Annotated in this window: 13 protein-coding genes; 11 read left to right on the forward strand and 2 right to left on the reverse strand. The window is 42.6% G+C overall.

The genetic code is table 11. The annotated features are described in order from the left end of the window. Positions 1–133: 133 nt before the first annotated feature. Complete coding sequence (locus HWQ36_RS00005) at positions 134–1,099, reverse strand: hypothetical protein (RefSeq protein ID WP_292696701.1); 966 nt, start codon at positions 1,097–1,099, stop codon at positions 134–136. A 192-nt stretch (positions 1,100–1,291) separates the two neighbouring features. Then, positions 1,292–1,645, reverse strand: a complete 354-nt coding sequence (locus HWQ36_RS00010) for a helix-turn-helix transcriptional regulator (protein WP_292696703.1) — start codon at positions 1,643–1,645, stop codon at positions 1,292–1,294. 212 nt (positions 1,646–1,857) lie between these two features. Here HWQ36_RS00010 and HWQ36_RS00015 point away from each other — a divergent pair, with 212 nt between their 5' ends. The 11 genes from HWQ36_RS00015 (at position 1,858) to HWQ36_RS00065 (ending at position 8,034) form a co-directional block, all read left to right on the forward strand. Further along, positions 1,858–2,655 carry a hypothetical protein gene (locus HWQ36_RS00015; RefSeq protein WP_292696705.1) on the forward strand — a complete coding sequence of 266 codons (798 nt, stop codon included), beginning with the start codon at positions 1,858–1,860 and terminating at the stop codon, positions 2,653–2,655. Between the two features lie 206 nt (positions 2,656–2,861). Continuing rightward, positions 2,862–3,188 (forward strand): hypothetical protein, encoded by a 327-nt coding sequence (locus HWQ36_RS00020; protein WP_292696707.1) that lies wholly within the window; start codon positions 2,862–2,864, stop codon positions 3,186–3,188. Beyond that, complete coding sequence (locus tag HWQ36_RS00025; protein WP_292696709.1) at positions 3,181–3,381, forward strand: hypothetical protein; 201 nt, start codon at positions 3,181–3,183, stop codon at positions 3,379–3,381. Before HWQ36_RS00020 ends, HWQ36_RS00025 begins: the two co-directional genes overlap by 8 nt. A gap of 25 nt (positions 3,382–3,406) precedes the next feature. Further along, positions 3,407–3,805: a hypothetical protein gene (locus HWQ36_RS00030; protein WP_292696710.1), complete on the forward strand. Its 399-nt coding sequence runs from the start codon at positions 3,407–3,409 to the stop codon at positions 3,803–3,805. 247 nt (positions 3,806–4,052) lie between these two features. Next, positions 4,053–4,904: a hypothetical protein gene (locus HWQ36_RS00035; RefSeq protein WP_292696712.1), complete on the forward strand. Its 852-nt coding sequence runs from the start codon at positions 4,053–4,055 to the stop codon at positions 4,902–4,904. 82 nt (positions 4,905–4,986) lie between these two features. Next, positions 4,987–5,196, forward strand: coding sequence for a hypothetical protein (locus tag HWQ36_RS00040; protein ID WP_292696714.1), 210 nt, complete (start codon positions 4,987–4,989; stop codon positions 5,194–5,196). A 17-nt stretch (positions 5,197–5,213) separates the two neighbouring features. Beyond that, the gene (locus HWQ36_RS00045) at positions 5,214–5,612 is read left to right on the forward strand and encodes a hypothetical protein (RefSeq protein ID WP_292696716.1); all 399 of its coding nucleotides are present in this window, start codon (positions 5,214–5,216) and stop codon (positions 5,610–5,612) included. Beyond that, positions 5,609–6,601, forward strand: coding sequence for a DNA cytosine methyltransferase (locus HWQ36_RS00050; protein WP_292696717.1), 993 nt, complete (start codon positions 5,609–5,611; stop codon positions 6,599–6,601). The genes HWQ36_RS00045 and HWQ36_RS00050 overlap by 4 nt, the downstream gene beginning before the upstream one ends. Further along, positions 6,598–7,056 carry a DUF1392 domain-containing protein gene (locus tag HWQ36_RS00055; protein WP_292696719.1) on the forward strand — a complete coding sequence of 153 codons (459 nt, stop codon included), beginning with the start codon at positions 6,598–6,600 and terminating at the stop codon, positions 7,054–7,056. Before HWQ36_RS00050 ends, HWQ36_RS00055 begins: the two co-directional genes overlap by 4 nt. A gap of 26 nt (positions 7,057–7,082) precedes the next feature. Further along, positions 7,083–7,838 carry a hypothetical protein gene (locus HWQ36_RS00060; RefSeq protein WP_292696721.1) on the forward strand — a complete coding sequence of 252 codons (756 nt, stop codon included), beginning with the start codon at positions 7,083–7,085 and terminating at the stop codon, positions 7,836–7,838. 40 nt (positions 7,839–7,878) lie between these two features. Further along, complete coding sequence (locus HWQ36_RS00065) at positions 7,879–8,034, forward strand: hypothetical protein (protein WP_292696723.1); 156 nt, start codon at positions 7,879–7,881, stop codon at positions 8,032–8,034. Positions 8,035–8,178: the final 144 nt, after the last annotated feature.

Here is an 8,178-nt window from a genome sequence, read left to right on the forward strand (position 1 = left end):
ATTTTCATGAAGTTGAAACTGCCAGAGAAAGTAAAGACAATCATCTAGATAGATAAATTATTATTGCTCGATTCATCAAACACTTTCGGATATCGCTTAATTTTTTTCCCAAGCCTCAACATTAGATGCCAAATTAAGTTATCTCCTTCCGGTATTCAGACTCCAGAAGCGTCAACAATTTTTCTTCCACACCAGTAAGATAAGGTCGATTCAGCTTCCCCAACGACTGCAACAGACTTTTGACTGTCTCCTCCAGCGAATCTAAATATATTCGTGCAAGGCGATCGCTCAAGGATTGGATCTGTTCAGATTCAGCAGGTAAATAACTGTAAGACTTTAGGTACTGCAAGCCAACAGTGTACTCGCCATCCCAAATTCTAACGGTACAACTAAACTCATTAACTGCGGTAACAATCGCCCAGCACCCACCCTTGCCTCTGAGTTCGAGATTGTCCTTAACTAGGATTTGGCAGACTTCGCCGATTTGGTAGGTGTTGGGTACTTTCGTTCGCTCCATAATTCGCTGCACCACATCTTTGACAACACGACCTGATGGGACTTTACCACCCGCTGCCTCAACGGCCTGCTGCCATGCTTCTCTTTGCACTTCCGGCTCTAGCGGAATCAAAGGTCGTAGCTGATATTCGTTAATGGGTAAAATTTGTCCCTCACTAGAGTCTGTGGGAAATGTGTCCGCACCCAGATCATTTTGTGTCCTATTAGGACACATTTTCATGAGATTATCTACAACCACCGTACTTTCCATTAACCTGTACGGATAACGACGCTCAAAACCGAAACGCTCTCGGCAATACTCCTCAAAGGTTTTGTGGGTATTTCGATACAACTTCCTGTCTCGCAATTCCATCAAAGCCTTACCCGCAAGGTAAAACGCTTTTTCTACTTGTCGCTCCAAATGCAAGCGATCGCTTTCCTCTGCTTCGGTCAATTCTCCTATTTCAACAGCAGTAACCATAATTGTTGCTGAAGCTGGATCTACTTGGTGAGAGATATCTTCAAGGTCTTGGTCATCTAGCGGTGTGCTATCCCTGGATGTGGCAGAGGTGGCTTTTTTGCGCCTGGAGGATGGCTTAGTCATGATTCCACCTCTTTTAGCTTATTGGCATTTTCTCCAAGTCGAGTGCAGATAGATTTTCAGTGTTGTAGATAGTTGCATAGGGAAGCATTTACCGCAGGCATTGCTTTTTGAGGCAGACCCAAGGAAGAATAAAAGGATTCATGGCAGTAGGGTTAATCATCAAAAGGATTTATAGTTTTTGATACAAGGTACTCATGCTGACTTTTTTTCAAATGGCAACACTATTCCAACGACTCTTTTTGTTTTTTGGCTGCGAGTAGGTTTAGACATCTCTGTAGATTTATCTTGAACCGTAGTTGCAGTCATTACACTTGTGGGTAGTTCAGAACTTCCTCCATCGTCTTCTGGTACACGAACTAGTAACTCTCCAACTTCACATTGTAAAATCTGACACAATTTGTCTAGTGTATCCAGTGGGATTGACTTGGCTTTGCCATATTCAATTTTTTGAACATTGGCCAAGGACATTTCTAGTCGTCTTGCCAGTTCATTTTGTGAAATCCCTCTTGCATTTCTAATTTCTTTAAGTCTTACTTCCACAGCCATGAGTTGAATTCATATACATAGACTAACCTACTTTCAGTAGTCTATCTATTAATAGTATTTATTGGTAGTAGCTTAATAGATAACCATCTTTCATATAACTATCTATTGTCTTACCTACTAATAGTATGTAAAATATAAATAACAAAGAGCGATTGCCTTAGTCTCGCAAACCACGCGATCGCCCTTTGACCCTTTTACAAGGAAATCTTATTATGACGCATCCAACCTACACACAGCAAGCCCTTTGCCGCAATAAACTCCCCCGCCTCAAAAGAATCGCCACTGAACTCGGCGTTACACCCACTGGGGACAAAAGAGCGGCTCAAACCTGGGTAAACGCAATCATCAGCCACCAATCCGCCCAAGTCCAGAAAGTCGCTAACGAACAAGCCCTCGCCCAAGCCGAACTCGACAGCTACATCGCTGACCAAGCCCAAGCTGTTGCTCCCGAACCCCTCAGAATAGTCGAAATCTCGTTTGACCATCACGAATATTACGCTGATGACAAACTGGTAGCCAGCATCAGCCATGACGACAACCACTTAACGCAACGCTGGGTAGTAATGGTCAACGAGAAAGAAGTATTTCGTGCCAACACTCTAATGCGTTGCGATCGCTTCATCTGCACTCACTACAAAGACGGTTCATTACCTGTGCAGGAGAAAGAAGCAACACCCCCCACGACCGAAAACCAAATCATGGCGCCTATCTTCAACGAGTGCCAGAATTATGGGTTTGAAATTCTCAATGATGGCATTTACAACAACAACGGCGTGAAACTGGGGCAAGTCGGATGCACTGACGGTAACTGGTGGGTGAAGAGGCGTTATTCAGTCCAGCAGCAGTATTCTAACTCCGTGTTTGATGCTGTGCTATCGCTGTCGATGGTGGACGTGTCTACTGATGGCAAATCCATTTTTGATGAATATTTTTTAGAGCAACCCTTAGAGCAGCTAACTGGCGATAAATTGCAACGGCTGCTGGAGAGAGCAGAGTTAGTCACAGCGTAATTCAGTAGTCAGAATCCAGGAGTCAGGAGTCAGTAAAGAAACAAAGAGCAGGGTGGAAAAGTTAATAAAATCTGCCTTCCTTCCTCCTTCCTCTTCTTCCCACCTCTTCCCGAAATTCTGACTTCTGTTAGCGGTAGCGGGGCGTTTAGCCCATTCTGGCTCCTGAATTCTTCTCTCATTTTCCCTTCATTCACCTATTCACATCTATGCAACCTATAATCTCAATCCCCCAACACTGGGCATACCCTCGCTTTGCTTTGGATCAGCGTACAGAACAAGGCACGATTCTAGGACTTTACTACTATCCCTCTGGTACAGAGTTGGCTGAACAATTTGATGATGGTTGGCGCTATGTGCTGATGCCTAATAAAAACTCTGACGAAACATCGTACTTGAAAGAGGATCAAATCCAACCCCTGACACCAGAAGAATTATTCTCAGAAATTACCGCAGAGATTGAGCTTTATCAACAACAGATAAGCATCCTCAACCGACAGTTAACTGTATTAACTCAAGGTGCAAACAATGGCTAATTCTACAAACAGTTTTGACCGTAGAGCTAATCATTTGCTGCGTTTACTTCAGCTTTGCGGCGGTTGTGTTCCTCTGCATCGTCTGCAATTCCAATTCTCGGATTCAGTGATTCAAACACTGCTGGATAGAGAACTGGTGCAAGTGCAGAACACGGGATGCGGTTTTTTGTTGGAGATTGCCGAGGATTTTTAGGTTTTTAATCCAAGAGGAAACAATTATGAAACTTTATGCGAAGACCATTGCACAGACTTTACCCAATTGGGCAACTGTCGTTACAAAAAGTGCAGATTTATTTGAGATTGAAATCAACGATGAACACCCGAATTTTCAATCTTTACTTGAAGAGTTAGCGACGGAGATTGAACCAGGAACAATAGGAGTAAAAGCAGAGGATTTATGTTCACGGCTTGGCATTGAGATGTCTAACCCAAATCTGCACTATTTAGTTGAACAAGCCCAAGCCCTGATATCCCTTATTGCTACGCACTCAGACTACAAACAACTACTGAACAAGGGATATCAACCTGATTTAAACATTGCTGATGCTAGCACTGCACTCACCTATCTGCAATGGGAGTTAGAGCGGAAACAAGAAAGGGAAAAGGGGAAGGGTTAAAGGGGAAAGGGAATCTCAATATTTAAAAGTTCTTGCTCTGTACTTCTGTACTGTATTGAGAAAAGTCTTTCCTCCTCCTTCCTTTACCCCTTTGCCCCTCCAATTCATACCTTTCTGTTTAGTACAAAAGCGTTCACCTAAAGGAATGCCATTACTTCAGATGAACGCACGGAAGTTTTTCTCCCGCTACAGAATTCCCATTATTGCACACAGAACACCAATCAATGAAACTTTAACCGAGGTGAACATGGTTACTGAAATAAAACTGGGTTTATGCAACCCTCCTGAACCCATCTATTTATATGTCAAAAACGCTGAGTTAGGTGGAGAATCTTATCTCTGGTATAACTACGATATTGACAGGGATAAAACCATCCCTGTTTCCCAAAAAGCATTAACTGGCTATCTGTCTGAACTGCGATTGACGACTAAAGAATTCAAAGGAAAGGACAATCTGAAGCTGGACATTGTAGTGAATGCTGATGAAGTTTATGTCATCAGAAGTGGTGTTGAAACAAACTTCACCAAAAGCTTTCTCTTGGCTGCATCAGGTATCCAGGATTTTTCTAAGGCACTGATTATTGCTGCTAATGCTGGTGAACAAAATACGGTTTTCTGCAATCTTTACGATGCTGCGACTAAAAGCAGAATTGAAAGGGAATGGAATAAAAATGCTGATTGGGGAACTCTCATTAATGACATTCAATATCGCTTAGGTGGTACATCATTAACTATCCCATCTATAGCAGAAACGCCAGTAGCTCCAGCAAAACTTAGCGTAGTTCCTCAACCAGTACATCCTCAAGACCTACGAATTAAAAATATTCGCACCTTGCTTGATTATCCACTTGATTTGGTCAGAGAGTGGTTGCAATTTCAGGATGTTGATCGCCCAAGTCTACTTCATATTAGCAAGATTAATGAACTGGTGAAAACAATGTGTTTGGCTTGGGCAGCAGACAAGTGTGAATATTCCAATCATGCTGAATCTTCGTATCAAAAGCAAGTGATTGATGCTGTCGCTAATGGTGCAGATGAGTTAACGGCAATCAATGCATGGATGCAACAGTTGCAAACAGCAAAAGCTGGAGCAGTGTAAATCAGAAATCAGAAATCAGGATTCAGAATGCAGAATAATTCTGATTTCTGAATCCTAAATTAATCAAATGGGAATAAAAACCATGAGAGTCATTGTCACAGTAATTGAAAAAATCACAAGTGAAGCTCACATCGATATCCCTGATGGGCTGAATCAATCCGCAATTAAACAGCACATCCTCGATCGCTACAACACTGGGGAAATGTCCACAGATATGAACATCTTTCAAGTGGACTTTGAATCTATCAGCGCTCGGATTGTCAAAGAATATTCTTCTACTAAATCTGCATAAATAGGGAAGGGAATCAGATGAGTATCAAATGGACTGATGAAGAACTCGCAATTATTGAGGCGAAAGCTGAAGTCTATACAGTTAAACAAATAGCTTCAATCCTAAAAAGGCGAGGATATCAACGCACACCAATTGCAATTTATCTGAAGTTAAATAGCTTAGGCTATTCAGCTCGTCCCACTCTTGATAATTATAGCTGCCAGGAAATTGCTCAAGTTCTCCAATTGAATTTCTCAACTGTTACAAGATGGGTAAAGCGAGGATGGCTCAAAGCTACAAGACGCTCTGCCAGACATTACCAAATTCGGAGATGGCATCTTAAGCAGTTTTTTGATAACCCACCACAATCAATTAAAAAACGCATTGCTGCTCTTGATGTTGAAGCGATTAATTACTTATTAGGGAGACGAGTATGACACAGCAAATCACTCCCCTGGAAACTCAAAAAGTTCTTGACCTCTGCTCCGGCATTGGCGGTTTTACCGTTGGACATAAGATTTGCGGCGGTTTTGAAACTGTAGCCTTTTGCGAGATTAATCAGTACTGCCAACAAATTCTAAATCTACGCTTCCCACAAATTCCAATTATCTCAGACATCCATGATATTACAGTTGAGTCTTTGGCAAGAATCGGAGTTGGAGAAGTTGACGGTATCATCGCCGGACTCCCCTGCCCTCCCTTCAGCCTCGCCGGAAAACGCCTTGCCTCGAAAGATGAGCGTAACCTGTTCGGAGAATTCTTTAGAATCATTTGCGAAGTTCGACTGCACTGGGCGATTGTGGAAAACGTTCCCGGACTGCTCACTGCTGAGGGAAGTGAATTTTTCCGTACCTTACTGTGGAAATTTGCCCAGATGGGGTTCGATGTCGAATGGGGAATTGTTTCGGCAAGCCAAGTGGGGGCCATCCACAAACGAGAACGAGTTTGGATTATTGCTACCAACTCCCAAAGCTCAAGACGGCATACATCCTGGAACCAGTACGAGAAAGAGCGGACAAACGCTGCATTTGTCGGCGGCGGTAATCATTGCAACTTCCACAGCTCATCACAAAGTCACAACTCAGTTGAATACGGAGCCAGAGCGATCGCTCAACGTACATCTAGTAGAGGCGATGATGGGTTTCCCGCAAGGTTGGACAGATGTCTCCTTACCCACGCAGGACTTACAGATTGCCTTACTGCTGCCACAGTCCCCAGCTTCAGTCGGCTCAGTCGTAGAGAAATTGCAGCGCTTACGCTCTATTGCCAACAAGAATATCGCCAACTCTGGGCAGAATACCAAGCCATCAGAAGACAACACAAACAACAGTTGATCGCTCTGGGCAATGCCATTGTCCCCCAATGCGCTGCACTAATTTTTGAACGTCTGAAAAGAATTTTATCTCAACAAAGGAAAAAGTCATGATTGACCACATTAACACACTTCAAACAAGCTGGTATCTTTCCCCACCTTGGGGACAAATAATTTCACCTGTTGCAGTTAATTTACTGGAGAGAGTTTTTCTCCGCACAACAAGAACATTCGGTTATTGCTGCGGTATGCAATGGAAGCACGAGTGTTGGATTTACTCAATTGATTGCGGAAAAGAAATCCTTCACGCCACACAAAACCAAATCATCGCCACTGGAGAATTAGAAAGCATCACTGTGCAAAAACCTGCTTTCGTTTTGGGCGAAAGAGTAATCCTCTGCTCTCACGACAAGGGAACAAAACAACGGCTAATTCTGGGGATTGCACTGGTTCATAATTCTTGGTTTTACCTTGTTGAATTGATGTCACCAACGTTAATTAAGACACCAACTATATCGAATCGTTTCTCACTGGTTGGTGAAAAAAGTTTGGTGCGAGTAAATGTTTAATTCTTTCTAATCACCCAACTAAAGTTATGTCACAAATTGAAATCGCTGAAATCATCGAACAGATAAAACAAGAGATTCAGGTCAACGCTAATGGTCAGGGTAAAGCCAGTGTTCGGGCAGCAGCAAGACTGGCTGGAGTTGATGATGCTGGATTGCTTAGAAGCCTCAAAACTGCTGCTGACATTTCTCGCTCTAAACTGGTTGAAAGGCTTATCTACAAAGGCTTTGAAGGTGCTGATATTAAATCATGGTCTGAGTCCGGTATTCCCGATGTCGCTGTAGCAACCATACTTCATTATTACGGCTATGAAGCTGGTAAGAGATGTACCACACAAGCAAAATTAGCCTGTGAAGCTTTTGAAAGCATTGGTGTTCGTGCCTGGATTCAAGATTTACTGGGGTGGACTAAACCCGCCAATCCTTCCGAAACCGTCATGACACAAATACAGTTACTCGCAGCAATCGCTCAACAGATGGCACAGCAAGAACAATATTTATTGGAGCAACAACAGCAACAAACTCAAATCTTGGCAAGACTCAAAGCGGTTGAAGTTGAGCAAGATCGGGTGAATACACCATGTGGCCATAAATATAGTGTTGTTGGTTTCGCTAATCTTCAAGGTTTAGAAATATCGGTAAAAGAAGCGGGTACTAAAGGTAGAAAGGCAAGCGCATTGTGTCGGAAACAAGGGATAGAAATAGAACGCATTCATGACCCACGTTTTGGAAAAGTTGGGTTGTATCCAGAAAGCGTGTTAATTGAGGTTTTCTCTACTGGTTAAAACTAACAGCAATTACGTTCTTTAATTGGAGAAAAGTACCATGCAACAACTCAATTTGTTTCAGGAATCAACCCCAGTTTTACCAGTCAGTTATTACCCCGATTTCTTAACTCTTGAACAAGCAAACGAACTCTACCAACACTGTCTACAACTGGAGTGGCAGCAAAATCAAATCAGGATGCTGGGTAAAAGCTAGTGTGGTAAAACTTACTAGAGAAGAGTAAAAATCCTGTAATCTTGACCTTGTAGCGAAATAATGGTACGAAAACTTGGCAAGAAAAAGTCTAAAACCAGAGGCAACATCGTTTGAAGTACTCGATTGTGTTCAAAAAAAATGCCC

Source organism: Nostoc sp. NMS2 (assembly GCF_017115105.1).
Lineage (GTDB): Bacteria > Cyanobacteriota > Cyanobacteriia > Cyanobacteriales > Nostocaceae > Nostoc.